Origin of the sequence: Moritella sp. 24, assembly GCF_018219155.1 — a bacterium.
GTDB lineage: Bacteria > Pseudomonadota > Gammaproteobacteria > Enterobacterales > Moritellaceae > Moritella.
In genome coordinates this window covers 582011-607347 of the sequence record NZ_CP056123.1, presented here as the reverse complement: position 1 = coordinate 607347, position 25337 = coordinate 582011, and the positions used below count along the sequence as shown (strand labels likewise).

The window sequence follows — 25337 nt, the reverse complement described above, 5'->3', positions numbered from 1 at the left end:
GCATCCTGCAACTTAATCCTTTAATCTTCTTCCTGAAGATGTTCCTTGTGTCGCGTCCTGCAACTTAATCCTTTGGTCTTCTTCCTGAAGCTGTCCTTGTGTCGCGTCCTGCAACTTAATCCTTTGGTCTTCTTCCTGAAGCTGTCCTTGTTGTCGCGTCCTGCAACTTAATCCTTTGGTCTTCTTCCTGAAGCTGTCCTTGTGTCGCCTCCTGCAACTTAATCCTTTAGTCTTCTTCCTGAAGCTGTCCTTGTCTCGCGTCCTGCAACTTAATCCTTTAGTCTTCTTCCTGAAGCTGTCCTTGTGTCGCGTCCTGCAACTTAATCCTTTAGTCTTCTTCCTGAAGCTGTCCTTGTGTCGCGTCCTGCAACTTAATCCTTTAGTCTTCTTCCTGAAGATGTTCCTTGTGTCGCATCCTGCAACTTAATCCTTTAGTCTTCTTCCTGAAGATGTTCCTTGTGTCGCATCCTGCAACTTAATCCTTTGGTCTTCTTCCTGAAGCTGTCCTTGTGTCGCATCCTGCAACTTAATCCTTTAGTCTTCTTCCTGAAGCTGTCCTTGTGTCGCGTCCTGCAACTTAATCCTTTGGTCTTCTTCCTGAAGATGTTCCCGCCTCGTCCTTGTGCTTATAAATATACGTTAATAATGCTGATCAACAACCGCGAAAAAATGATTAAATTACATAATTTTACAAAGAATAAAACGACCACATACATAAGCCATTGATAATTATGAGTATACAATATATTTAAGAGTGTAAGACTAGGCACGATATCGAGATAAGCATAGGTACGTAACGACTATATCCCGACACCTCAATAGTCGATGTCTTACACGTGAAATTGGGGTTCCGTAGTAGATAATATGGTGGATAAAAAATACACAGAATATACCCAAACTAAAGTTGTGATCGTTAAAATTTTACGATAAATAATTTTGTTAAAAATAAACATACCATTAACATCTGTATGTATTAGTGTATTTATGCTAGTTTATTTTTCCAACCTTCTTGCATCTTTGGGATAAAGTGATGAAAACACGGATTACAGAATTATTAGGCATTGAGCACCCTATTGTCTTACCTGGTATGAGCTGGATATCAAAACCAGAACTAGTTGCTGCCGTTTCAAATGCCGGTGGTTTAGGTATTCTTGCAACAGGCCCTCTAAGCCAAGAAGAAACCCGAGCTTCAATTAAAAAGATCCGTGAACTAACAGATAAACCATTTGGTATTGGTGCAACACTACTAATGCCGGGTGCAAAAGAGAATGCAAAGGTCGGAATTGAAGAACAAGTACCTGTGATTAACTTTTCATTAGGTAAAGGTGATTGGATCGTTGAACAGGTACATGCTTACGGTGGCAAGGTGATTGCCACTGTCGTCAATGAAAAGCATGCTAAATCAGCACAGGCAGTTGGCGCTGATGCCTTGATGGTAACAGGCCATGAAGCAGCTGCACACGGCGGAGACGTTACCTCACTTGTGCTTGTACCAGCCATTGCGAGAGCTGTCGATATTCCCGTTATTGCAACTGGTGGTTTTGCCGATGGACGCGGGCTAGTCGCCGCACTCTCTTTAGGCGCTGATGCTGTAGCCATGGGGTCTCGCTTTGCGACAAGCCAAGAAAGTGCATTACACAATGACGTTAAGCAAGTGATCACCAGTAAATCAGAAAACGATACTATCTATTCTAAAAACTTTGATGGTCTTCATGCTCGTGTACTTAAAACACCAGCCTCAATCAAAGCAACAAAAAAACCAATGAATTTTGTTTTAGCATTACTCAAGTCAGTGAAAGCTGCAAAAATGGTTGATTTACCCTTCTGGAAATTAGCAGCCGGTGTTTTTATACAGTTCGATAAGATAAAACAATTGTCTTACTTCGGTGCTGCAACTGAAAAGCTTGAGGCCGCGACCATCAATGGGGATTTAACTACTGGGGTGCAATTTATTGGTCAATCACAAGGACTGATTAATGATGTGCCAAGCGTGGCCGTTATCGTTGAACGAATTATCTCTGAAGCTGATGAAGTGATAAATAAGTTAGCTAAACAGTAATATGGTCGATAAGGGAGTTCGAGACTCCCTTATCGACTATTTAAACGCTTCGTTAACTAATCAATAATTAAGCCGACCAATCAGATAACGCTTTAAGGCTAAAGCTCTGCGCACCAACACGCATTATCACTTCATTTTGTAATATCTCTAGTATTTCAACATCATCACTTAACCAACTGCCTTCACGTAAATCTCTATTATTAAGGCGAACACTGCGGTTTCTTGATTTTGATGAATACACATGAGAACTATAACTAATATCAGGAATTTGCGCACGTAAATGCGCTGGTAGATCAGCAATTGGTACAGCATTAAAACTTTCTTCTTCAGCCTCATTCACTGGGGCATTATCTGTATTACTTGTCGCCGTTAATGCACGATTAAATTTAGCGAGTAAATCAGCAGATACCTGCTCATTCGCTAATTCATCATTCATGGTTAGTCGTTCTGATTTACTCGCAGCCTTAAGAGGTGTACTTGGCACGACAATCGCTGCGATATCATTAGCAGAACGCGAAGGAATATCCACCTTATCTGGTATAGTCACAATAGAAAGGGAGTGCTCAAATTGAATATCAGGTAACTTTAAAATAATTAAAGGATCTGTTTGTTCAACACCCGATGAAATAGTCGTTACGGTACCAGCATTCGCAAATAAGATTGGAGACCAGAGAACACTTGCAATAACGCTCATACTTACCGTGAACTTGCTTAACGCTTTACCTGCTACAAAGTTCATTTCACTTCCCCTAAGTGTGTCGCCACATTCAATTTTGGAACAGTACTGTCAGCATGGTGAACAACTGTCATCATCGTTTGAGGGCCTACGATACCATCCGCTGTTAGATCTGATTGTTGCTGGAAACGCATCACCTTTTTCATTAATACCGAATCAAACCTCGTGCCTGATAATGCCTTTTCGCCTAGCGCAGCACTTACATTGCGATCTAACCAACGTATTAATTCGCCTTTATCATTTTTCTTTAAGCTATTCTTAAATCGACTTGGTGCAGTCCAAAGTAAGGTAAAATCACCACTCCAGTATTTTTCAAACCATGCTTGGCTTACCAATATATGGCTTTTGTTTACTTGCAGTTCTACACCTGCAGGCGTAACACTCAATAATGTCGCATAGTAGCCTTCACCAAGATTATCTAACAAACGAACAACCGCAGGTAAATTATATTGGACTAACTGTGCATAGTTTCCTTGTCGCTGTAGGCAACGTAAATTAGCGTATTGTGCATTACGACAAGTCGCATCTTTTAATGCAATATTATAGCCCCACTCTTTATATAGAAACTGGGTTGCAGCATCACGGTGTCGTGTCGACTTAATCTCCGCTAGCAATGCCTTATCTGACATCACTTTATCAGTCGCCATACTAGTATCAATATTATCGACATGACTATTCGCAATAACAGGGACTGCGTTATCAACTTGCGCAGCGACCACTTTATCCTCTGGTAAATTAATCCAACCAAGCTGAAATGCCGTAACGCCAGCACCCAGTAATAACAAGGTAGCAAGAGCTGTAAAGACTCCAGACTTACTCGATGTTGGTTTATGCGACTCTGTAACAACGACAGCCTTAAGTGCATCTTGCACATGCTGATACGTGATTCTATCCGCTCTTGCTTTAAACGCATAATACAGCGCTTTATCACAAACAAGATTAACTAATCGGGGGACACCTGCAGTATGCTGATGAATACGTTTCAATATTTTAGTACTAAATAACCCAGGATTTCCCGATGCGATACTTAAACGATAAGCCACATAACTGGTCAACTCGAGTTCGGTTAAGGGTAATAAATGATAGCGGGCTGTAATGCGCTGTGCGAGTTGACGTAACTCCGGTTGTTTTAGCTTTAGCTGTAATTCAGGTTGGCCAATCAGTACGATGTGTAGCAACTTTTTATGGTCAACATCAAGGTTTGTTAACAAGCGTAACTGTTCAAGCGCTGCCGTTGATAATAGCTGTGCTTCATCAATGATCACAACACAAGGTTTTCCTTGTTTGCAATGATTTAAAAGGTAATGATGCAGTGAATCAAACAGTACTTTTAAACTTAAACTCTGCTTATCATAATCAAGCTTAAATTCATCGCAAAGTGTGGCTAATAATTCAAGTTCACTCATTGCTGGGTTATGAACATAACCAATAATTGTGTCCTTGGGGAGTCCTTGTGCTAAGGCGCGTGAGACAGTTGTTTTACCAGTCCCAACTTCCCCGGTTAGCATGACAAAACCACCCGCACCTTGTAAACCATAAGTCAGGTGTGTCAACGCTTCTTTATGACGATCGCTCATAAAAAAGAAACGCGGATCAGGCGCAATAGAAAAAGGCACTTCTTTTAAATGAAAAAACTCAGTATACATCTATGATTATCATCCTATGATTGATGCTTCACGTTAATAGTTAGACAACTAAATGTCAAAAATAGGCGATAAAAATAGGACTTTATTCATGAATAAATCGCCTTATGGTAATTAATCATCCACTAAACCTGAATTACAGCGGATTAACAACGACTGCTAACCAGCAAATATCGAGTTTCTAAATAGTTAAGGTATAATTAACAGATATCATGTGATCATCTTAAAGCCATCATTAAAGTAAAGTAACAGGGGGTATTTAGTGCAAATATATTTAGTCGGCGGTGCTGTTCGTGACAAACTATTATCTTTACCGGTAAAAGATAAAGATTTTGTTGTTGTTGGTGCGACACCAGCTGAAATGCTTGAACAAGGTTACCAGCAAGTCGGTAAAGACTTCCCTGTATTTTTACACCCAAGCAGTAAACAAGAATATGCACTGGCGCGTACCGAGCGTAAAAGTGGTTCGGGCTATACTGGATTTACGTGTTATGCAGCGCCAGATGTAACCCTTGAGCAAGATCTTGTGCGTCGAGACCTCACAATAAACGCGATGGTTGAAGACGAAGATGGTCAATTCATTGATCCACTCAATGCCAAAGATGATTTAGATAATCGAGTACTCCGTCATATATCAATAAGTTTTAGCGAAGATCCATTACGAGTCTTGCGCGTGGCGCGTTTTGCAGCTCGCTTTCACGACCTTGGCTTTACCATCGCAGATGAAACATTGCAGCTAATGCAAGACATGACTCAAGCTGGTGCTCTTGCAGAGTTAACACCAGAGCGTGTATGGCAAGAAGTTGAGAAAACATTATCAGCAGCGAACCCAGCTGTATTTTTTCAAGTATTAAAAGACATTGGGGCACTAGCCGTCATTTTACCTGAACTTGACGCCCTCTTTAATCTCGCACTCGATATAAACAGCGAAGTCGAAAATGACGTTAATAACCTTGGTCAACAGGCATTATGCCAATTAAAGCACTCTGCATCCTGCTCCCCTGATTTAGCCATTCGCTTTGCCGCATTAATGCAGCAACTTAATAATCACCAAACCAATATTAAAGCCCTCGCTAAGCGCTGTAAAGTACCAAACGAGCACCGCGATTTAGCATTATTAGTGAGTGCGCAACAAAGTAATATTCATCGTGCGTTATCCTTAACACCAACAGAAATTATCAGTTTGTTCGATAATACGGATGCATGGCGTAAGCCAACACGTTTTCAACAAATATTACTGACCTGTTCAAGTAGCCAAGTTTGTCAGTTAACCGATGAGTATCAACCGACTCAGCACCTAACAAAAATGCTGATTGCCGCTTGTGATATAGCAGTACAACCTATTATCGCAGCTGGATTTCGAGGGGCTGAAATCAAGCAGCAATTGACTGCACAACGTATTTCAGCATTAACAGCGTTGCAATCTCAATAAGTAGGCGTCGTTAATAAGATCAAAAAAGGGCTGTTATCGATCTGATAACAGCCCTTTCTACTTTCTACTTTCTACTTCAATTGAATCATCGCGAATCGAGAAGTTAAAGCGCCTGGGTATAAATTAAATAAAACAGACCAGTACCGAGTAGTAAACGGTAGATAACAAACGGGAACATGCCCAATTTTTCTAGTACTTTCAAAAATACATGGATACACGCAACAGCACTAAAGAAAGAAACAACGATGCCTAATCCCATCGCAAACCAATCTACAGGACGTACGGTTGTAATGATTTCACCAGCTTGTAGTGTTTCAACAACATCACCATTAAGCACTAATTTAAGCGTTAAATAACCACCCGCCATTGCAATAATAGGAATCGACATCAAGAATGAAAAACGTGCAGCAGCACTACGCGTTAGACCTAGCATTAAACCAGCCGTAATAGTAACACCCGAACGAGAAGTACCCGGGATTAACGCTAGCATCTGTGCAAAACCAATGATTAGCGCGCCTTTCCAACCCGTTTTATACTCATCTTTTATTTGTATCGCTTTAGCATCTGCCCACCACAACAATAAACCAAAGATGATTGTAGTCGTCGCAATCACAGTTGTACTACGCAAATATAACTCAATTAAGTCTTTACCAAAGAATCCAAATAACGCAGCCGGTATCGTCGCTAATACAATGCACCATGCCAACTGACTATCTTTAGTATGGTCACCTTTAAATAAAGAGCGCACCCAAGCAACGGCCATAGTACCCACTTCTTCACGGAAATAAATAAGTACTGCAAGTAATGTACCTATATGCACGGCAACATCAAAAGCAAGACCTTGGTCTGCCCAACCTAATAATTGTGACGGTAAAATAAGGTGAGCTGAGCTTGATACTGGTAAAAATTCAGTTAATCCTTGAATCAATGCCAGAACGATCACTTCCAAAGTACTCATTAATATGTCCTTTATTGTAATAATGGGAAATAAGATAATTAGTTAATAAGGCGAATATTATACGCACTAATATTCGCCTTTCTTTTGTATTGTTAAGCTAATTCAGTAATTTGTGGCCATTGCCACTCAGCAAGCTTTAATACCTGCGTCGATTTATCAAAATCGTGCCATAGTTGCGCCATCGAAATACCTAATTCAGGATGTAATAAATCAGGCGCAAATTCCGCTAACGGCCATAACACAAATGCATGATGAAGAATTTCGGGACGAGGTAAAATAGGGGCTGTTGATTGGATGATATTATCAAACAATAATAAATCCAGATCTAACGTTCTTGGTGCATAACGACGGTCCGTCGCTTTACGTCCATGTGTGATTTCAAGATCTTTTAAACGCTGCATTAAAGCAGTAATCGATAACGACGTGGTAAATTCAACCACTAAATTATAATAGTTATCGCCACTGCAGTTAACTGCTGCACTTTCGAAAATCGGTGAAATACGGCAGTTATCAAAAATCTGTTCAAGATCTTGCAGCGCATTCGCTACATGATACTCTTTATCAATATTACTGCCGATGCCGATATACACTAAAGCCATTACGCTAGCGTTCCATCGCGCTGACCACGTTCAATATATACACCTACGGTTGCCGCATTTGCGACTGCTCCGGGTTTACTCAATTTGAGGCTAATCCAAGGTATACCAAACGTCTTCATTAATAGTTCAGCAACTTGCTCTGCCATTGTTTCAACTAATTCAAAGATATTACCCTGTGCAAAATCAGTCACTACTTTAGATACAGCTGAATAATCAAGTGCTTTGGTAATATCATCCGTCAGTGCTGAAGGACGGTTATCATGTGCCATTTTCAAATCAAATACTAATCGCTGAATGATCTCTTTTTCCCAATCATATACACCGATCGTCGTAAAAACTTCCAATTTTTCAATAAATACAATGTCCATGAACTCGCCCGTAATAAACTTAATAGAGGTCGGATACCCTCGCGAATATAAAACGCGTATGATAGGTTTCTCAATTTTTATTTATATCCAAGATAAACTACGAATTTGTAAGCCTTCTTACAGCACGTAATTTATTAATCGATATAATAATGCAATAATACAGCAAACCTAGAGAAGAATTAATCAGTAATGACCCTATTGAGCTTAATCTTTATCATTTTCGCCTATCTACTAGGTTCGATTTCTTCCGCTATTCTAATTTGTCGGCTATTTCGCCTGCCTGATCCACGGAAATATGGATCACTCAATCCCGGCGCAACCAATGTATTACGTTCAGGAAATAAAATAGCCGCTGGATTAGTGCTGTTTTTTGATATGCTAAAAGGCGCATTACCGGTATGGTTGGCGTGGTATCTCAATTTCACCCCCTTTTATCTTGGACTTATCGCAATAGCTGCATGCCTAGGTCATATTTATCCAATCTTCTTTCACTTTCAAGGTGGTAAAGGTGTCGCAACTGCATTTGGTGCACTGTTAACTATCGGTCTTGATCTTGGCGCATCCATTGTCGTTAGCTGGTTATTATCATTAGCAATTACAGGTTACTCTTCAATTGCAGCTATTTTCACTGCGCTTTTTGCACCTGTTTATACCTTGATATTCAAAGCCCAATATACGTTGCCTGTCGCCATGCTATCTTGTTTAATTATTTTACGTCACTACGACAACATCATACGTTTGTTACGCGGCGAAGAAACTAAGATTTGGCATAAAAAGAAAAAATAATACAGGTAACAATTTACGATTAATCGATGCAACACGTTGTAATAACTGACTTACAAGTCAACTATTATTAATTGTACTTACCTGCTATACAATGTTGTACTCAGCCTATCGTTTGATTGTATTTTGATTGTGCTGAGTTAATTCAATTCAAAATATAAACATACTGTTCGTGAATTTTTTATGAAAAAATCGACACAATGAATTAATTTTCAGTTAGAATGCCCCCCATCTGCGGTACGTTATATATCTAGAACACTTTAGCAAGCAAATTGCTGCGTAAAGTTAGTAGGTATAGAAGGAACATAGTGCAGGATGTTTCCGTAAAAGGCCGAGCTGACCTTTTCCGAAAACATCCTTCTATATAAATGTACTTTGAGGTAATCGTAAAATGGACAACGCTCGACCTATTCGCCGTGCACTTATCAGTGTGTCTGATAAAACTGGTATTGTAGAATTTTCTCGTGGCCTAGTAGAACAAGGTGTCGAATTATTATCGACTGGTGGTACTGCTAAATTATTAGCTGAAAATGATATCCCAGTAATAGAAGTTTCTGACTATACAGGTCATCCAGAAATGATGGATGGTCGTGTTAAAACGCTGCATCCAAAAGTACATGGTGGCATTCTTGGCCGTCGTGACATTGATGTTGAAGTCATGTCAGAACACGGTATCAATCCAATTGATATTGTCGTTGTTAACCTTTACCCATTTGCCAACACTGTTGCCAATCCAGATTGCAGCCTTGCTGACGCCGTTGAGAATATCGACATCGGTGGTCCAACTATGGTTCGCTCTGCAGCTAAAAATCACAAAGACGTGACAATTGTCGTTAACGCGAGCGATTATGACCGTGTATTAAGTGAAATGTCTGCAAATAATACCTCACTGACTCATAAAACACGTTTCGATCTTGCTATTGCAGCATTTGAGCACACAGCTGCTTATGACGGTATGATCGCAAACTACTTCGGTACTATGGTTCCTAGCTATGGTGACAATACTGAAGGTGACGAAGCATCTAAATTCCCTCGTACATTCAATTCTCAGTTTATCAAAAAACAAGACATGCGTTATGGTGAAAACAGCCACCAAGATGCAGCATTCTATGTTGAGAAAAACACAACTGAAGCATCTGTTGCAACTGCGACTCAGTTACAAGGTAAAGCATTATCTTATAACAACATCGCAGATACAGACGCAGCATTAGAGTGTGTGAAAGAATTCGATGCTCCAGCCTGTGTTATTGTTAAACACGCAAACCCATGTGGTGTTGCTATTGGTGAAGATATTTTAAGTGCTTACGACAGTGCATTTAAAACAGATCCAACATCAGCATTCGGTGGCATCATTGCATTCAACCGTGAACTTGATGCAGTAACGGCACAAGCAATCGTTGATCGCCAATTCACTGAAGTAATCATTGCGCCATCTGTAAGTGCTGAAGCTAGCGCTATCGTTGCAAGTAAGAAAAATGTACGTTTACTTGAATGTGGTGAATGGACAGCTAAAAACGGCGAGTTCGATATCAAACGTGTAAACGGCGGCATCTTAGTACAAGATCGTGACCGTGGCATGGTAGGCCTAGACGACTTAACGGTTGTATCTGAGCGTCAACCAAGTGAACAAGAACTAACTGATTTACTATTCTGCTGGAAAGTGGCTAAATTTGTTAAATCAAACGCGATTGTTTACGCAAAAGACGGCGTAACTATCGGTGTAGGCGCAGGTCAAATGAGCCGTGTTTACAGTGCTAAAGTTGCTGGTATTAAAGCGGCAGACGAAGGTCTCGTTGTTGAAGGTTCAGTAATGGCATCTGATGCATTCTTCCCATTCCGTGACGGCATTGATGCTGCAGCGGCTGCGGGTATTAAATGTGTTATCCAACCAGGTGGTTCAATCCGTGATAATGAAATTATCGATGCGGCTAACGAACACGGTATGACAATGATCTTCACAGGCATGCGTCACTTCCGTCACTAAGCCTGTAAGAAAAAACACATACATTAAAATACAATAAGGGTAGCGACACACACAGCCCTTATTGTACTGCTCTCATTCAATTATAAATCTTGATAAGTATCGTAGAGTACCCCCAAGATTAGCGCATAAAGTAAAAGGAATAACATCATTATGAACGTATTAATTATTGGTGGCGGTGGTCGTGAACACGCCCTAGGTTGGAAAGCGGCTCAGTCTAAAAATGTTGAAACGGTATTTATCGCACCAGGTAATATCGGTTCTTCACTAGAAAACAAATGTAAAAATGTACCAATCCAAGTTGAAGATATTCCAGCATTGGTTGCATTCGCAAAAGAAAATAACGTTGAATTAACGATTGTAGGCCCTGAAGTACCACTCGTACTTGGCGTTGTTGATGCATTCCAAGCAGAAGGTCTTGCTATCTTTGGCCCAACACAAGGTGCAGCACAACTAGAAGGCTCTAAAGCATTCTCGAAAGACTTCTTTGCACGTCATCATATTCCAACAGCGGCATACCAAAACTTCACTGAAATCGCACCAGCAAAAGCGTATGTAAGTGAAATGGGTTGCCCAATTGTAATCAAAGCAGACGGTCTAGCTGCAGGTAAAGGCGTAATCATCGCTGAAACTGAAGCACAAGCATTCGATGCAATTGATGACATGCTGGAAGGTAACAAGTTTGGCGATGCTGGTGCTCGTGTTGTTATCGAAGAATTTCTAACAGGTGAAGAAGCTAGTTTCATTGTGATGGTTGATGGCGAGAATATTCTTGCGCTAGCAACGAGTCAAGATCATAAAGCGCGTGACAATGGCGATAAAGGTCCAAACACAGGTGGTATGGGTGCTTACTCACCAGCACCAGTGGTAACGCAAGCTGTTCATGACTTTGCAATGAATGAAGTAATTCGTCCAACTGTTGATGGTATGAAAGCAGAAGGTAATACCTATACAGGTTTCCTATATGCTGGCCTGATGGTTGCACCAGATGGCACTGCAAAAGTATTAGAATATAACTGCCGTTTTGGTGACCCTGAAACACAGCCGATCATGATGCGTTTAAAATCAGATCTTGTTGAACTTTGTCTTGCTGCCGTTGCAGGTAAACTAGACACAGTGACTGCAGATTATGACGAACGTGCAGCGGTTGGTGTTGTGATTGCGGCTGGCGGTTATCCTGCTGACTACGCAAAAGGCGATATCATTACAGGCCTACCACAAGCTGACTCAACGGAAAGTAAAGTTTTCCATGCTGGTACAGCATTGCAAGGCGATAACATCGTGACAAGTGGTGGTCGTGTTCTTTGTGCGACAGCACTGGGTAACACAGTGACAGAAGCACAAGAAAATGCATATAAGCTAGCAGCTCAAATCAATTGGGAAGGTGCTTTTTACCGTACCGATATTGCTTATCGTGCAATTGCGCGTGAAAACCAGAATAAATAATTCGCGTTATACACGGTTATAATGTTATAAAAAAATGAGCAGCCTAGGCTGCTCATTTTTATTTCTAAAACAACGTATTCTTTATGACCATGTTACATATTGTAATGGGTATTTCGTTTCACCGTTTGCTTTGCTTCAGGTGGGAACTTAACTAAAATACTCTTTACCACGTCTGCAACTAGCTTATCCATTTCAGCCGCATCTGCCGATTCAGGTAAACGTTTACTACCAATACCGCGCCAAATTAATTCTAAGCTTGTTGGATCGATAATATCAATGATTAGACTACCTTGCTGATAGTCGTCAATGCGAGTTTCAGTTTGTGTACTGAAGGCCATACCGCGATGGCCATAACCGACACCCCAACCCCAACTCGGCCCATAACCTGAATAACTGTCATAGGTACGAATATCCGTTTTATTTTTTGAGGTAATATTATAGTTCACATAAAAATCAGGGGCTGTCGAAAAAGTAAATCCTTGAGCAACTAACTGCTTATCAACCGCCTTGGTAATACGGACATCCATAATACGATTATTAAGATAGGCACTCTCTTTTTCAAGCTTTTCTGTTTTTGGTAACCAATTAAACCCTTTTAGCGCAGTAAAATCGGCACTCTGATCATAATCAGTGCTCACCTTAACTGTTGAACATGCAGTTAATACCAAGCTAAATAGTGCAACTAGACAGCCCTTTTTATTCAGTAAATACTTCGCTTTCATAACACTCTCCATTTCATTAAATACTGTCTATTGAAAGGAAACTGTAATGATAAAAAAGGCGACTCAATGGTCGCCTTTCATATTACAGTTTATTCAGAATTTCATCTGCTAACAGCAAGTCATTATTTTTGTTCACACCAATACCAGCACTGATGATTACCTGTGCTATTTGCTTTGCTTCGTCTAATGAATGCATCACATAAGTACCACACTGGTATTCATTCAATTCTGGAATATCACCTTGGCTTTTAACGGCAAGAACATCCTGCATTGATGCTAACCATGCGTCAGCAACTTGCTGTTCTGTTGGCGCGCCAAGTAAGCTCATGTAAAAACCAGTACGGCAACCCATTGGCGAAATATCAATAATTTCTACCGTTGAAGAATTAAGGTGGTCACGCATGAAACCAGCATAAAGATGTTCTAAAGTATGAATCCCTTTTTCGCTTAAAATATCTTTATTTGGTGCACAAAAACGCAGGTCAAACACAGTAATCGTATCTTTACTTGGTGTAGACATGGTCTTGGCAACACGCACTGCAGGTGCATTCATGATGGTATGGTCAACCGTAAAACTATCCAGTAATGGCATTATTAACACTCCGTTGAAATAATTTAGTAAACAAATAATAATTTTATGAACCATTGCTTAATGCTGTAGTCAGATTAAGTGCAAGAGTTGTTTTTTCATTTTTTGGGAGCCCTATTAAGGCTCCTTTTTTTTATCTCTTTTTCAACTTTTACAAATATTTATGAACCATACTTCAATCTAGTAGTCTGATTCATTGCAAGAGTTGTTTTTTCATTTTTTGGAGCCTTATTTGGGCTCTTTTTTTTTGTCTATTTTTTAATATTAGAAAAATAGTCAGCTAAAAACGCATCGAAATCGACGGTATCAGCAGCTTCAATTTTTTGTTGCTCTGCGACTGAGTCACGTTGCATCTGGTTGAAGTAAACATCATCCCAATGCTCATAGTCTGTCGCAATCAATTCCTTCTTATATTTATTTGCTAAATTTAAAATGAAATCATTATGCTCCAAACCTTGCTCTTTCATTGTAGCGAGCACCTGACCTGACAATAGTGCATCAGGGTTATTAATTAATGCTTGTTGAGCACAAACAGCGTCAGCGAAATTACTCGCAGCTGTATTTGTCGCTAACTGAGCACCATCTAATAACTGTGCAACCTGCTGAACTTCAGCAAGGATATGAGTCGCTACATCAGTCAGAGATTGAGGCTTATCATCTAACATTAATGTTAAACCAGGCTTACGCCCTTCCATCACCACTTTCGTGCTGTTATCACGGCATACCGCCATTTCATCAGCAGTCATCGGTGCAGATGGTTGTAATGCCATCCAAACTAACAAACTATCTAATACTGACATCTGTGCTGTCGTGATACCCGTAGCTGTAAATGGATTTACATCTAAAGAACGGATTTCAATATATTCGATACCACGCGCAGCAAGTGCTTCAGACGGTTTTTCGTTTGATTTAGCAACACGTTTGGGTCTAATAGGTGCATACAACTCATTTTCGATTTGCAGCACATTGTCATTGAGCTGACGGTATTCACCATTAACTTTAATGCCAATATCTGCAAATTCAGGCGCTTTGCTTTTAATTGCTTTTTTCAAACTATTCGTATATTTGTCTAACGTATTATGACAAATCACCAAATCGTCTTGCGCATTGTTCGTATAACCCAAATCACTCATACGTAACGATGTTGCATACGGCATGTATATCGTGCTCTCACCTAATGACGAGAATGATTCTTGCTTTTCTGCTGGTAAAAACGAACGATTTAACGCAGGTGATGCACCAAATAAATAAGGTACTAACCAACCATAACGATAGAAATTACGGATCAATCCCATATAACTATGAGAAATAAAGTCTTGTAACTCGCCAGTTTCACCTTTGATATCATACAATTTTTGCCACAATGCCATTGGTAATGACACATTATAATGCAAGCCAGAAATGATCTGCATGCTACTACCATAACGGTGTTTTAAACCAATACGGTATGTATGCTTCATTTTTCCTGTATTCGATGTACCGTATTTAGCGAGCGGTATATCGTTTTCATCATTAACCTGACAAGGCATACTTGAAGGCCAGAATAACTCGCCGTCCATATTTTTTGCTACATGGCGATGAATATCACTCAGTTGCTGTTGCGCTGTTGCGGCACTATCGCTAACAGGCGTAATGAACTCTAATAAGCTTTCAGAATAGTCTGTGGTAATGTGCTGATGACTTAATGCCGAACCAAACGCTGCTGGGTGATCGCTCTGAGATAAATCTCCGGCTTCATCAACACGTAAACACTCACGTTCGATGCCGCGAGTAATACCGTTTAGTGACTGTATATTGCTTGGCTCTGATAATTTTGAGATCAGAGATTCAAATGTAACGTTCAAATTAAATCCACCAATGAACTATATAAAAGTAGCACCTTAAAGATAGCGCAGTCTTTGAGCCTATCTTTAAGGGTAACTGAAGGTCTATTATTTATCTAACAGGTCGAATATTTTAATATCGAAACCAAAATCTTTCACCTGCTTTTCAATCAACTGACGATCTCCGACCACAATAACAGAAAATTGATCGCTCGATAAGTAAGTCTTTGCTAATGCCTGTATTTCAGACTTATCCATAGCTTGAATTATGTCTGCTTGTTGGTCGACAAAATCAGGCGATAAATCCAATAATAATAACTGCATTAAGAAATTAGACTTTTGCGCAGGTGTTTCATAAGACAAGGCTTCTTGTTGTGAAACCGCACTCTTCATGTAATCCAGTTCTGAATCACTAATACCTGCATCCGTGTAACCTTTTAATTCTGCTAATGTTTCTTTAATCGCATCGCCGGTCACCTCAGAACGTACATCTGCAGATGCTGAAAAATAACCATACTCTCGGTCAGCATAAAATCCTGTAGTCGCACCGTACGTGTAACCTTTATCTTCACGTAGATTTTGATTTAAACGACTATTAAAATTGCCACCCAAATTAAAGTTCATCAGGTTTGCTTTAAAGAAGTTACCTGTTACATCGTACGAAATTGCAGGTGATACAACCTTAATGACAGATTGTACGGCGTCAGGTTTATCAACAATATAAAGCGTATTAGGCTGCCATTTTGGTGCTTTTGCTAACGCAGGGTAAGTGACGGCAGGTAAATGCGCCCCTTGCTGTAAAAAGCCTAACGATTCTGTAATGTTTTTTTCGCTAACATCACCCACAACGACAACTTTAGCCTCTGCCAAATTATAGTACAGTTGGTAATATGTCTGAACATCATCGCGTGTTAATGCTGCTTGGTTTTTTAACGTGCCTGATGATGGATTACCTGTTACTCGCTCATCACCGTATAAGATACGCTGTGTAGCAAGCTGCCCTAACCAACCAACGCGTTGTTGATTTTGTAACGAAGCCTGTCTTGATTGCGCTTTAATACGTGTGAAATCAGTATCGATAAAGCCTGGTTTAAATAACTTTTCTTCTAATATAGCCAATGTTGCTGGCAAATTTTTAGCTAAGCTATTCACGCTAATCACAGTCCCGTAAAGCCCTGCAGAGAAATTGATACTACTGCCCAGTGATTGTAATTGATCATTAAGCTCTGCAGATGAATGTAACTCAGTAGACTGATTCATCATTGCCGCAGTTAACCTCGCAATCCCCTGCTTATCTAAACTCTCTACACGTCTTCCGCCTTTCAAGTTTATCTGAATACTCACCGTTGGAGTTTCATCGTAAACAGTGCCAAGTACTTGAATATCATTCGCTAATGATTGACGCCAAAGCGTCGGCAATGTTTGTTGTGGGTTGCTACCAGCTTTAGGCATTACCGAACGGTCAAACACATCTTTCGTCTCTCGCACACTCAATGTTTGAGTCAATTTAGTTTCTTGTTTATCAATATCACGCGGCGCGGGTGTGAATGTCGATGTGTGCGCAACATATTGTAGCTGGCCTTTAGGCACAACACTCATGATCACCTTTGGTTTGTTCTCAAGGTATTTTTTATATCCAGCAAGTCCTTTCTCTGCGGTTATCGTACTAAAACCCGCTAAACCTTTAGTTAAATAGTTCGGATCATTCATCAAAGTTTCACCGAGAGCGAGTTCTTTCGCTTTACCAGCCACACTTTGCATGCCAAATACCGTCGAACTTTCAATAATTGAACGTAGTCGCGTTATTTCAGAGTCTGCAATGCCTTTTTCAGCAAGTTCTTTTATGGATGCATTCACTTTTTCTAATAACGGTGCTAATTCCATCCCTTTCGCCGGGTTAGGTTGTGTATAGATATCAAAACTACAGCTTAATTCACTGCAACTATGGTATGCAGCCACCGTTGTTGCATAACCCGTTTCAACTAAATTTTTATATAACAGTGAATTTTTACCACCGCCTAATGCATACGCGAACAAATCCAATGGTGCTTCATCTTCATGACCCATATAAACCGTTGGGTAGCTCATATAGAGCATAGGTTGAGGTACATTATCTTCTAAGGTTATGTAACGATCTTTATCAAGTGTCACAGGCTCTGGTTCAACGTCTTTTACTTCAGGGCCGGTTGGAATAGTTGAAAAATACTTATTAACCCAAGCGAGTGTTTCTGCTTTATCAAATTTACCCGCAATCGTCAGCGTTGCATTGTTAGGACCATACCAACGCAAGAAAAACTGTTTTAAATCATTAACATCAACACGATCCAAGTCTTCAACATAACCAATTGGCTGCCAAGAATAAGGATGGTCTCGTGGATATAATGCTTCGCCAACACGCTCACCTAATAAGCCATAAGGACGGTTGTCGACACGCTGTGAACGCTCATTCTTAACCGTTGCACGTTGGATTTCGAATTTACGTTGATCGACCGCATCTAATAAGAAGCCCATACGATCTGCTTCTAACCACAACATTTTTTCTAATTGATTTGCAGGTACTGTTTGATAATAGTTGGTGCGATCTTGATTGGTACTGCCATTCATCGAGCCGCCAGCTTCATTTACAATTTTAAAATGCTGCTGATCACCGACATTTTTACTGCCTTGGAACATCATATGCTCAAAAAAATGGGCGAAACCTGATTTTCCAATCTCTTCGCGCGCAGAACCAACATGATAAGTCATATCAATGTAAGTTAAAGGATCTGAATCATCTTCATGTAAAATCACTGTTAAGCCATTACTGAGCTTATATTTTTCATAAGGAATCAGTAAGCTATCCGCTATTTTTTCTTGCTGAGCAACGAATGTCATTCCTGCTGGTAAGGATAAGGTGCTCACATCATCATCTGTGTTCAATAAAGAACAACCACCAAGTAGCGTAATAGACGTACTCAGTACGATTATCGAAGATCTTCGTACTAGGGCACGATAAAAATAATTAAAACGCATCAAACATTCCTCGTTGGATTAAAGTTAAATATAAAATCATTAGCTAATAGCACCCATAAACCAAATAATAACGGCATAGCGAACTGACTTGCCTAACATAATTGCGATAAAAGACAGAACCGGATTTAAACGTAACCAACCCGCTAATAAACAAAAAACATCACCAAAAACAGGTAGCCAACTAAATAGCAAGCTACTCCAGCCCCAGCGTTGGATCACGCCATGTACACGGCGGTAATGCTTATTCTCAGAAAAATCGATTGGTTTTTTCGCATAAATAAAATACCCCATATAAAATGTCAGGATAGATCCTAATACATTACCACTCGTGGCCATCACAAAAAGTTGCCAGTGCGACCATGAACCTTCAACTAACATCGCGGTTAATAAGATTTCTGAACTACCAGGTAAAATAGTCGCAGACGTAAAACTGCTTAAAAATAATAACCAAAGACCCATCTAACCCTCTATATTTCATTTACCTACAATATTATTCGCACTCGTCAGCAGTAAGAGAATTAAGTCACACTATATATTGAAGTTAGACGTATAATCAAAGTTAAGCATGCTGACGCTATGTCTTGGCATATCTGTGGGTACACTGACTGATAACATTTGCCTGATATGCAAATATTAAGTGCATAATTAAAAGTGGTAGGACAGTTTAGCTACTATATAATTCAATAAACAGTGATTAATCGCTATGTTGGGGAGTTTATGTTTAAATTTTTTCTATTACCTTTAATACTGAGTATCTTGTGGTTTGGGTTCTTGCAATATAACAACTGGACCATACAGCAAGGTAAAAAAGGCTTCATCTATATTATTGGCGGCACAACAGCCATCATCCTATTCCTCAGTTTAATGATGTACCTTACTCGTTGACCTGACGAAAGTAGCGCCTTATATACTCATTGCCTTATTACTTCACTTTATTATCTAACGAAAAAGCCCCTGCACCGTGGGCAACTAAAAATAAAAAGCCTCCGGCAAGCGCCATATTTTTAGAAAACATGATCATCTGTGTCGTATCGCTAAAATCAGCATGGAATAACACGGCTGTTAATACACAAAAACCAGCTAAGGCAAAAGCCGCTATTCGGGTATGATAACCAAGGATCACAGCGAGTCCACCACCGATTTCGGCGATGATCACTAAGGGCAGCAATATGCTAGGTACGCCCATGGCAAGCATATAGTCAGCAGTTCCCGCATAAGAAAAAATCTTTCCTAACCCAGCTTGTACAAATAAGATACCAATAAGAAAGCGACCAAGCGGTGCTGAGAAACGTTGAATTGTGTGCGTTAATTGAAACATGATAAACAAGCCAATAGAATAGAGTGTTTTTTAAGTTTAGATTAATAACGCGACGAGCAGATAGTTGATGAGGTAAATTTTAGGCATAAAAAAACCGCTATTAAGCGGTTTATTTATTTAATGGCGGAGAGGGAGGGATTCGAACCCTCGATGGGATTTAAAGCCCATACTCCCTTAGCAGGGGAGCGCCTTCGGCCACTCGGCCACCTCTCCACACAAACCCTATTATTATGAAAAACATCGACAATGTAAAGACTTACATCGGAAAATTCATAATAATATAATAAATGGTGCGGATGGGAGGATTCGAACCTCCGACCGCCTGGTTCGTAGCCAGGTACTCTATCCAGCTGAGCTACATCCGCACAAAATTTATATTATAAAATAGATGGTGCGGATGGGAGGATTCGAACCTCCGACCGCCTGGTTCGTAGCCAGGTACTCTATCCAGCTGAGCTACATCCGCACATTTCTATTTTAAGAACTTGTTGTATTTTACCGTTTAACGAATTAAACCATAAAAATTAATCGTTTTGAACAAATGGTGCGGATGGGAGGATTCGAACCTCCGACCGCCTGGTTCGTAGCCAGGTACTCTATCCAGCTGAGCTACATCCGCACATAATTTGTTCTGTTAGGTTTACGTTCTACAACGTCTAGTTTTAAATCTCTAGGTGATTTGAATAAATGGTGCGGATGGGAGGATTCGAACCTCCGACCGCCTGGTTCGTAGCCAGGTACTCTATCCAGCTGAGCTACATCCGCACATAATTTATTCTGTTGTTTGCCGAGCAAACGTTGTGTTAAAACCAATGGTGCGGATGGGAGGATTCGAACCTCCGACCGCCTGGTTCGTAGCCAGGTACTCTATCCAGCTGAGCTACATCCGCACATATTTGGTCTAACGTATAATTTTTATAACTAGATTAAGTGTTTTCAACTTCTACTAATTACTTAGAATTAATTCTAATCGAAATAATGGTGCGGATGGGAGGATTCGAACCTCCGACCGCCTGGTTCGTAGCCAGGTACTCTATCCAGCTGAGCTACATCCGCACAACAACTATTTCTTACAACGTCCAAAAAGCCGACCAAAACACTATAACACATTTTACAACATGTGATAGATATTAGGACAACAATGGCGGAGAGGGAGGGATTCGAACCCTCGATGGGATTTAAAGCCCATACTCCCTTAGCAGGGGAGCGCCTTCGGCCACTCGGCCACCTCTCCGTGTTGTTGGCGCTCATAATACGGATACTGAAAAATAAGTCAAATATTAATTAACAGCACTCTAGCAACTGTTTAAGTTTCAAACAACAAAACTACTATTGCAGCAAAAATGGGATAAACGTCCCAATTTTGTCAAAAAACAGATAAAAAAAGGGCTTAGCCAACGCTAAACCCAATCTGTAATAATTTTATTATTCTAATTTAGAAGTTGCCTTCAGGGCTTTCGCCTTTTTCTGCTTGAATTCGCATGTAGATCTCTTCACGGTGAACAGATACTTCTTTAGGCGCATTAACACCGATACGAACTTGATTACCTTTAACACCTAATACAGTAACTGTAACTTCATCACCGATCATAAGTGTTTCGCCAACACGGCGCGTCAATATTAGCATTAATTTATTCCTCAACTAATTTATTATATTTTTGTTAAGCCGCTTATTATTCTATTAAAAGCTTCAATGTAAAACAAGAAAAGAATGATTAAGACCTAATTTGTTGTTAATTCACTCAGTTTAAGCCACATCTAAGTTGAATGCAGCGTGCAACGCACGAACGCCAAGCTCTAAATACTTTTCGTCGACGATAACTGAGATCTTAATTTCAGAGGTTGAAATCAACTGCATGTTGATTCCTTCATTGCCTAAAACTTCAAACATTGTTTTAGCGACACCTGGATGATTCCACATACCGACACCTACAATAGAAATTTTAGCAATACGATCGTTACCTTGCACATCTTTTCCAGATAATTCTTCGCATGTCTTTACCAATAGCGCTTTTGCTGCTTGGTAATCATCACGATGAACAGTAAAGGTAAAATCAACAAGGCCATCTTTGCCGTGTGCATTTTGGACGATAACGTCAACATCAATACCTGCATCACCAATTGGCGTTAGGATATTAGCTGCGACTAAAGGTTCATCAGGGATACCTGATATTGTTAAACTTGCTTCATCGCGATTAAACGCAATGCCAGATATGATTGCTGATTCCATTTTTTTTACGTCCTCGTAAGTAATCAATGTCCCTTCACCCTCTTCAAATGAAGATAGTACACGTAAAGGTACATTGTATTTCCCTGCAAACTCGACTGAACGAATTTGTAATACTTTGGCACCTAAGCTCGCCATTTCAAGCATCTCTTCAAAAGTGATGCAATCTAATTTCCGTGCGCGCGGTTCAACCCGAGGGTCGGTGGTATAGACGCCATTAACGTCAGTATAAATCTGACATTCATCAGCTTTCAGTACAGCTGCAATTGCAACTGCGGTAGTATCCGAGCCACCGCGTCCTAACGTCGTGATATTATTATCTTCATCACGACCTTGGAAACCTGCGACTACGACCACTTTACCTTCATCTAGATGACGTTGTAAGTTGTCTGTTTCAACGGTTTTGATGCGAGCCTTACCATGGCTGTTATCGGTTTTCATTTGAACTTGATCACCCGTCATTGATATCGCATCGACACCTGCTTTTTGCAGGGCAATGGTTAACAATGCAATAGTAACTTGTTCACCAGTTGAAACTAATACATCCATTTCTCTGCGATCTGCGTGCTCATCGAGCTCTTTAGCCATGCCAAGTAAACGATTCGTTTCCCCTGACATTGCTGACACAACCACAACTATTTGATTTCCCTTTTCACGAGATTTTTTCACTCGCTGAGCAACTGCTTCTATTCGCTCAATTGAGCCAACGGAAGTGCCACCATATTTTTGTACATACAACGCCACAACAAACTTCCCTTAATAACCTTTAAATTTATCACCGCCTGTGCTTAGAACAAGAAACAGGATTGTCTGCCTCTTGCCATAACACTGTTTATTTAAACTTAGTGAGCAATGATCAATTACTCACTAATATACTGATTTATAGTTTTTCAGTTAACCAAGGTGTTACTGATTCTAGTGCTGCAGGTAATGCTTCAGGATTTGAACCACCCGCTTGCGCCATATCAGGACGACCGCCACCTTTACCACCTACTTGGACAGCAAGGTAGCTTACTAATTCACCGGCTTTTACTTTACCGATTAAATCTTTAGTTACACCCGTGATCAGGTTAACTTTGCCTTCACCTGGAATACCAAGAACAATAACACCGCTTTGCAGTTTGTTCTTCAGCTCATCCATCGAACTACGTAACGACTTAGGATCTGCACCTTTTAGGTTAGCAACAAGTACTTTAACACCGTTAATCACTTGCACCTGGTCGATCAAGTTAGCATTTGCAGCACTGGCTACTTGTGCATTTAACTTCTCAACTTCTTTTTCTAGGCTACGGTTACGCTCAAGAACTTGCGTCACTTTTGCCGTCACTGTATTTTGGTCTGCTTTCACTAAGCTTGCAGTTTCTTGCATTTTAGCAACAAGATCGTGAACATATGCTAATGCAGAATCACCCGTCACAGCTTCAACACGACGTACGCCCGCAGCAATGCCGCTCTCAGACAAGATTTTGAAGAAACCAATATCACCAGTACGCTTAACATGCGTACCACCACATAGCTCGATAGAGAAGTCACCCATACGTACTACACGTACTTCATCATCGTACTTCTCACCAAATAACGCCATTGCACCCGCTTCACGCGCTGCATCAATGTCCATTACTTCAGTTACAACTTCGTGGTTAGCACGAATTTGTGCGTTAACCAGACGTTCAACTTCAAGCAATTGTGCTGCTGTTACGCCTTCAAAGTGTGAGAAATCAAAACGTAAACGTTCTGGTAATACTAGTGAACCTTTCTGCTGTACATTTTCACCAACAACTTTGCGTAAAGCTGCGTGTGCTAAGTGAGTTACAGAGTGATTAAGGCCAATAGCCTTACGACGATTAACGTCAACATCGGCAATAACGTGGTTATTTACTTCGATAACACCAGAGATAGTACCGAAATGAACCGTTGCGTTACCTACTTTCTTAGTATCTGTAACCGTAAATACAGCATCGCCTACTTTAATGATACCTTGGTCGCCAGATTGACCACCCGCTTCCGCGTAGAATGGCGTTTTGTTTAATACAATAGCGCCTTCTTGACCGTCATTTAAGATTTCAACTTCAGCGTTGTCTCTTACTAAAGCAACAATTTGTGCATCAGATGTTAGCGTTTGATAACCTAAGAATTCAGTATCAGCATCAATTTTTAGCATTTCGTTGTAATCAGTACCAAAGTTAGAACCTTGGCGAGCACGATTACGCTGTTCTTCCATCGCAGCTTTAAAGCCATCTTCATCAATTGTTAACTCACGCTCACGCGCGATGTCAGCCGTTAGATCTGATGGGAAACCATAGGTGTCGTAAAGTTTGAATACCACATCACCCGGAACCACTGTGCCGTCTAATTGTGACAATTCGTTGTCTAGAATGTTCAGACCACGTTCTAATGTTTTACCAAATTGCTCTTCTTCGATAAGTAATATTTTTTCAACAATCGCTTGTTGTTTTACTAAATCGTCAGAAATATCGCCCATTAGCTCAACCATCTTAGCAACAAGTTTGTTGAAGAATGGGCCTTTAGCACCTAGCTTATTACCGTGACGCACTGCACGACGGATAATACGACGTAGTACATAACCACGGCCTTCATTTGATGGCATAACACCGTCAGAGATCAGGAAGCTACATGCACGAATGTGATCGGCAATTACGCGTAGTGATTTGTTTTCTAAATCTGTCGTACCGATAAGTTCTGCAACGTGCTTGATTAAGCTTTGGAAAATATCGATTTCGTAGTTTGAGTGTACATTTTGCATAATTGCAGAAATACGCTCAAGGCCCATACCTGTATCCACAGATGGTTTTGGTAACTCTTCCATTGTGCCGTCAGCTTGACGGTTGAACTGCATGAATACTAAGTTCCAGATCTCAATGAAGCGATCGCCGTCTTCTTCAGGAGAACCCGGTACGCCACCCCAAATGTCTTCGCCGTGATCATAAAAAATTTCAGAACATGGACCACATGGACCTGTATCACCCATTGACCAAAAGTTATCTGATTCAAACTTCTTCTCTGGAGACTTGTCACCAATGCGAATAATCTTATCTTCTGGCACGCCTACTTTATTAGCCCAGAATGAAAATGCTTCATCATCACTTTCATACACAGTAACCAGTAATTTTTCTTTTGGTAATCCCAATACTTCAGTTAAGAATTCCCATGCAAATAAGATCGCATCTTCTTTAAAGTAATCACCAAAGCTGAAGTTACCTAACATTTCAAAGAATGTATGGTGGCGAGCTGTATAACCTACGTTATCTAGATCATTGTGTTTACCACCAGCACGTACACAGCGTTGAGACGTTGTTGCACGAGTGTATGAACGTTGTTCTGCACCTAGGAATACGTCTTTAAATTGGTTCATGCCCGCGTTTGTGAATAACAAAGTTGGATCATTAGCAGGAACAAGTGAGCTACTTGTGCCTTTGTTGTGCCCTTTACCGGCAAAATAATCAAGAAACGCGTTGCGGATCTCAGCTGTAGACATTGTCATGTAATTGTCCTGGGTGCTTGAATTATGAGCGATTGTTTAGATTAAATAATATAAACGGATCTGTTAATGAAGTGATTATACCCAAACTGCGTCAAAATGCTAACTCAGAGAAGCCCTCGACGCGCTATTTATGTACGGT

The 25337-nt window shown here is 40.4% G+C and carries 20 protein-coding genes and 8 tRNA genes; 6 read left to right on the top strand and 22 right to left on the bottom strand.

Annotated elements, in window-relative coordinates:
• Positions 1–1030 precede the first annotated feature (1030 nt).
• Positions 1031–2059 (top strand): nitronate monooxygenase family protein, encoded by a 1029-nt coding sequence (locus tag HWV00_RS02805; RefSeq protein ID WP_211684602.1) that lies wholly within the window; start codon positions 1031–1033, stop codon positions 2057–2059.
• 67 nt (positions 2060–2126) lie between these two features.
• Here the strand turns inward: HWV00_RS02805 and HWV00_RS02800 are convergent, their stop codons facing one another.
• Both HWV00_RS02800 and HWV00_RS02795 read right to left on the bottom strand, forming a co-directional pair.
• The gene (locus HWV00_RS02800) at positions 2127–2798 is read right to left on the bottom strand and encodes a general secretion pathway protein GspB (RefSeq protein WP_211684601.1); all 672 of its coding nucleotides are present in this window, start codon (positions 2796–2798) and stop codon (positions 2127–2129) included.
• Positions 2795–4441, bottom strand: coding sequence for an ExeA family protein (locus tag HWV00_RS02795; RefSeq protein ID WP_211684600.1), 1647 nt, complete (start codon positions 4439–4441; stop codon positions 2795–2797). Before HWV00_RS02795 ends, HWV00_RS02800 begins: the two co-directional genes overlap by 4 nt.
• 259 nt (positions 4442–4700) lie before the next feature.
• On the opposite strand from HWV00_RS02795, the gene HWV00_RS02790 reads away from it, so the two are divergent.
• A complete protein-coding gene (locus HWV00_RS02790) occupies positions 4701–5870 on the top strand; it encodes a multifunctional CCA addition/repair protein (RefSeq protein ID WP_211684599.1) in 1170 nt (389 codons plus the stop codon).
• A gap of 103 nt (positions 5871–5973) precedes the next feature.
• Here HWV00_RS02790 and HWV00_RS02785 read toward each other — a convergent pair whose 3' ends face one another.
• The 3 genes from HWV00_RS02785 to folB form a co-directional block, all read right to left on the bottom strand.
• Positions 5974–6828 (bottom strand): undecaprenyl-diphosphate phosphatase, encoded by an 855-nt coding sequence (locus tag HWV00_RS02785; protein ID WP_211684598.1) that lies wholly within the window; start codon positions 6826–6828, stop codon positions 5974–5976.
• A 92-nt stretch (positions 6829–6920) separates the two neighbouring features.
• Positions 6921–7427 (bottom strand): 2-amino-4-hydroxy-6-hydroxymethyldihydropteridine diphosphokinase, encoded by a 507-nt coding sequence (gene folK, locus HWV00_RS02780; RefSeq protein ID WP_211684597.1) that lies wholly within the window; start codon positions 7425–7427, stop codon positions 6921–6923.
• Entirely contained in the window at positions 7427–7795 is a 369-nt protein-coding gene (gene folB / locus HWV00_RS02775) for a dihydroneopterin aldolase (RefSeq protein ID WP_211684596.1), read from the bottom strand. Before folB ends, folK begins: the two co-directional genes overlap by 1 nt.
• 189 nt (positions 7796–7984) lie before the next feature.
• Here folB and plsY point away from each other — a divergent pair, with 189 nt between their 5' ends.
• The 3 genes from plsY to purD all read left to right on the top strand — a co-directional run bounded on the left by plsY (position 7985) and on the right by purD (position 12005).
• Positions 7985–8581, top strand: coding sequence for a glycerol-3-phosphate 1-O-acyltransferase PlsY (gene plsY / locus HWV00_RS02770; protein WP_211684595.1), 597 nt, complete (start codon positions 7985–7987; stop codon positions 8579–8581).
• A gap of 388 nt (positions 8582–8969) precedes the next feature.
• Positions 8970–10562: a bifunctional phosphoribosylaminoimidazolecarboxamide formyltransferase/IMP cyclohydrolase gene (purH, locus tag HWV00_RS02765; protein WP_211684594.1), complete on the top strand. Its 1593-nt coding sequence runs from the start codon at positions 8970–8972 to the stop codon at positions 10560–10562.
• A 150-nt stretch (positions 10563–10712) separates the two neighbouring features.
• Positions 10713–12005 (top strand): phosphoribosylamine--glycine ligase, encoded by a 1293-nt coding sequence (purD, locus tag HWV00_RS02760; protein ID WP_211684593.1) that lies wholly within the window; start codon positions 10713–10715, stop codon positions 12003–12005.
• 92 nt (positions 12006–12097) lie between these two features.
• Here purD and HWV00_RS02755 read toward each other — a convergent pair whose 3' ends face one another.
• The 5 genes from HWV00_RS02755 to HWV00_RS02735 form a co-directional block, all read right to left on the bottom strand.
• Complete coding sequence (locus tag HWV00_RS02755) at positions 12098–12727, bottom strand: DUF4136 domain-containing protein (protein ID WP_211684592.1); 630 nt, start codon at positions 12725–12727, stop codon at positions 12098–12100.
• Between the two features lie 82 nt (positions 12728–12809).
• Entirely contained in the window at positions 12810–13319 is a 510-nt protein-coding gene (gene luxS, locus HWV00_RS02750) for an S-ribosylhomocysteine lyase (RefSeq protein WP_211684591.1), read from the bottom strand.
• A 248-nt stretch (positions 13320–13567) separates the two neighbouring features.
• Positions 13568–15160 (bottom strand): glutamate--cysteine ligase, encoded by a 1593-nt coding sequence (gene gshA, locus HWV00_RS02745; RefSeq protein ID WP_211684590.1) that lies wholly within the window; start codon positions 15158–15160, stop codon positions 13568–13570.
• Between the two features lie 87 nt (positions 15161–15247).
• Positions 15248–18151, bottom strand: a complete 2904-nt coding sequence (locus tag HWV00_RS02740; RefSeq protein WP_211684589.1) for a pitrilysin family protein — start codon at positions 18149–18151, stop codon at positions 15248–15250.
• A 39-nt stretch (positions 18152–18190) separates the two neighbouring features.
• Positions 18191–18610: a YqaA family protein gene (locus HWV00_RS02735; protein ID WP_211684588.1), complete on the bottom strand. Its 420-nt coding sequence runs from the start codon at positions 18608–18610 to the stop codon at positions 18191–18193.
• A 258-nt stretch (positions 18611–18868) separates the two neighbouring features.
• Here HWV00_RS02735 and HWV00_RS02730 point away from each other — a divergent pair, with 258 nt between their 5' ends.
• Positions 18869–19036, top strand: a complete 168-nt coding sequence (locus HWV00_RS02730; protein ID WP_211684587.1) for a hypothetical protein — start codon at positions 18869–18871, stop codon at positions 19034–19036.
• Positions 19037–19073: 37 nt separating this feature from the next.
• On the opposite strand, the gene HWV00_RS02725 is transcribed toward HWV00_RS02730, so the two are convergent.
• From HWV00_RS02725 to alaS, 12 genes are all read right to left on the bottom strand, one after another.
• Positions 19074–19469 (bottom strand): DoxX family protein, encoded by a 396-nt coding sequence (locus tag HWV00_RS02725; protein WP_211684586.1) that lies wholly within the window; start codon positions 19467–19469, stop codon positions 19074–19076.
• A 121-nt stretch (positions 19470–19590) separates the two neighbouring features.
• Positions 19591–19682 (bottom strand) — tRNA-Ser (locus HWV00_RS02720).
• A gap of 75 nt (positions 19683–19757) precedes the next feature.
• A tRNA-Arg gene (locus HWV00_RS02715) sits at positions 19758–19834 on the bottom strand.
• A 24-nt stretch (positions 19835–19858) separates the two neighbouring features.
• Positions 19859–19935: transfer RNA gene (locus HWV00_RS02710), tRNA-Arg, on the bottom strand.
• Positions 19936–20011: 76 nt separating this feature from the next.
• Positions 20012–20088 (bottom strand) — tRNA-Arg (locus HWV00_RS02705).
• A 69-nt stretch (positions 20089–20157) separates the two neighbouring features.
• Positions 20158–20234 (bottom strand) — tRNA-Arg (locus tag HWV00_RS02700).
• A 48-nt stretch (positions 20235–20282) separates the two neighbouring features.
• Positions 20283–20359 (bottom strand) — tRNA-Arg (locus HWV00_RS02695).
• Positions 20360–20448: 89 nt separating this feature from the next.
• A tRNA-Arg gene (locus tag HWV00_RS02690) sits at positions 20449–20525 on the bottom strand.
• A gap of 86 nt (positions 20526–20611) precedes the next feature.
• A tRNA-Ser gene (locus tag HWV00_RS02685) sits at positions 20612–20703 on the bottom strand.
• 201 nt (positions 20704–20904) lie between these two features.
• A complete protein-coding gene (gene csrA, locus HWV00_RS02680; protein ID WP_006033372.1) occupies positions 20905–21096 on the bottom strand; it encodes a carbon storage regulator CsrA in 192 nt (63 codons plus the stop codon).
• Between the two features lie 120 nt (positions 21097–21216).
• A complete protein-coding gene (locus HWV00_RS02675) occupies positions 21217–22440 on the bottom strand; it encodes an aspartate kinase (protein ID WP_211684585.1) in 1224 nt (407 codons plus the stop codon).
• A 136-nt stretch (positions 22441–22576) separates the two neighbouring features.
• Positions 22577–25198, bottom strand: a complete 2622-nt coding sequence (gene alaS, locus HWV00_RS02670; RefSeq protein WP_211684584.1) for an alanine--tRNA ligase — start codon at positions 25196–25198, stop codon at positions 22577–22579.
• Positions 25199–25337: the final 139 nt, after the last annotated feature.

What these genes read in the sequence shown, in the direction of transcription:
- HWV00_RS02805 (WP_211684602.1), top strand. Translation starts at nt 1,031, where the DNA reads ATGAAAACACGGATTACAGAATTATTAGGCATTGAGCACCCTATTGTC.
- HWV00_RS02800 (WP_211684601.1), bottom strand. Translation starts at nt 2,798, where the DNA reads ATGAACTTTGTAGCAGGTAAAGCGTTAAGCAAGTTCACGGTAAGTATG.
- HWV00_RS02795 (WP_211684600.1), bottom strand. Translation starts at nt 4,441, where the DNA reads ATGTATACTGAGTTTTTTCATTTAAAAGAAGTGCCTTTTTCTATTGCG.
- HWV00_RS02785 (WP_211684598.1), bottom strand. Translation starts at nt 6,828, where the DNA reads ATGAGTACTTTGGAAGTGATCGTTCTGGCATTGATTCAAGGATTAACT.
- folK (WP_211684597.1), bottom strand. Translation starts at nt 7,427, where the DNA reads ATGGCTTTAGTGTATATCGGCATCGGCAGTAATATTGATAAAGAGTAT.
- folB (WP_211684596.1), bottom strand. Translation starts at nt 7,795, where the DNA reads ATGGACATTGTATTTATTGAAAAATTGGAAGTTTTTACGACGATCGGT.
- plsY (WP_211684595.1), top strand. Translation starts at nt 7,985, where the DNA reads ATGACCCTATTGAGCTTAATCTTTATCATTTTCGCCTATCTACTAGGT.
- purH (WP_211684594.1), top strand. Translation starts at nt 8,970, where the DNA reads ATGGACAACGCTCGACCTATTCGCCGTGCACTTATCAGTGTGTCTGAT.
- purD (WP_211684593.1), top strand. Translation starts at nt 10,713, where the DNA reads ATGAACGTATTAATTATTGGTGGCGGTGGTCGTGAACACGCCCTAGGT.
- HWV00_RS02755 (WP_211684592.1), bottom strand. Translation starts at nt 12,727, where the DNA reads ATGAAAGCGAAGTATTTACTGAATAAAAAGGGCTGTCTAGTTGCACTA.
- luxS (WP_211684591.1), bottom strand. Translation starts at nt 13,319, where the DNA reads ATGCCATTACTGGATAGTTTTACGGTTGACCATACCATCATGAATGCA.
- HWV00_RS02740 (WP_211684589.1), bottom strand. Translation starts at nt 18,151, where the DNA reads ATGCGTTTTAATTATTTTTATCGTGCCCTAGTACGAAGATCTTCGATA.
- HWV00_RS02735 (WP_211684588.1), bottom strand. Translation starts at nt 18,610, where the DNA reads ATGGGTCTTTGGTTATTATTTTTAAGCAGTTTTACGTCTGCGACTATT.
- HWV00_RS02730 (WP_211684587.1), top strand. Translation starts at nt 18,869, where the DNA reads ATGTTTAAATTTTTTCTATTACCTTTAATACTGAGTATCTTGTGGTTT.
- HWV00_RS02725 (WP_211684586.1), bottom strand. Translation starts at nt 19,469, where the DNA reads ATGTTTCAATTAACGCACACAATTCAACGTTTCTCAGCACCGCTTGGT.
- csrA (WP_006033372.1), bottom strand. Translation starts at nt 21,096, where the DNA reads ATGCTAATATTGACGCGCCGTGTTGGCGAAACACTTATGATCGGTGAT.
- alaS (WP_211684584.1), bottom strand. Translation starts at nt 25,198, where the DNA reads ATGACAATGTCTACAGCTGAGATCCGCAACGCGTTTCTTGATTATTTT.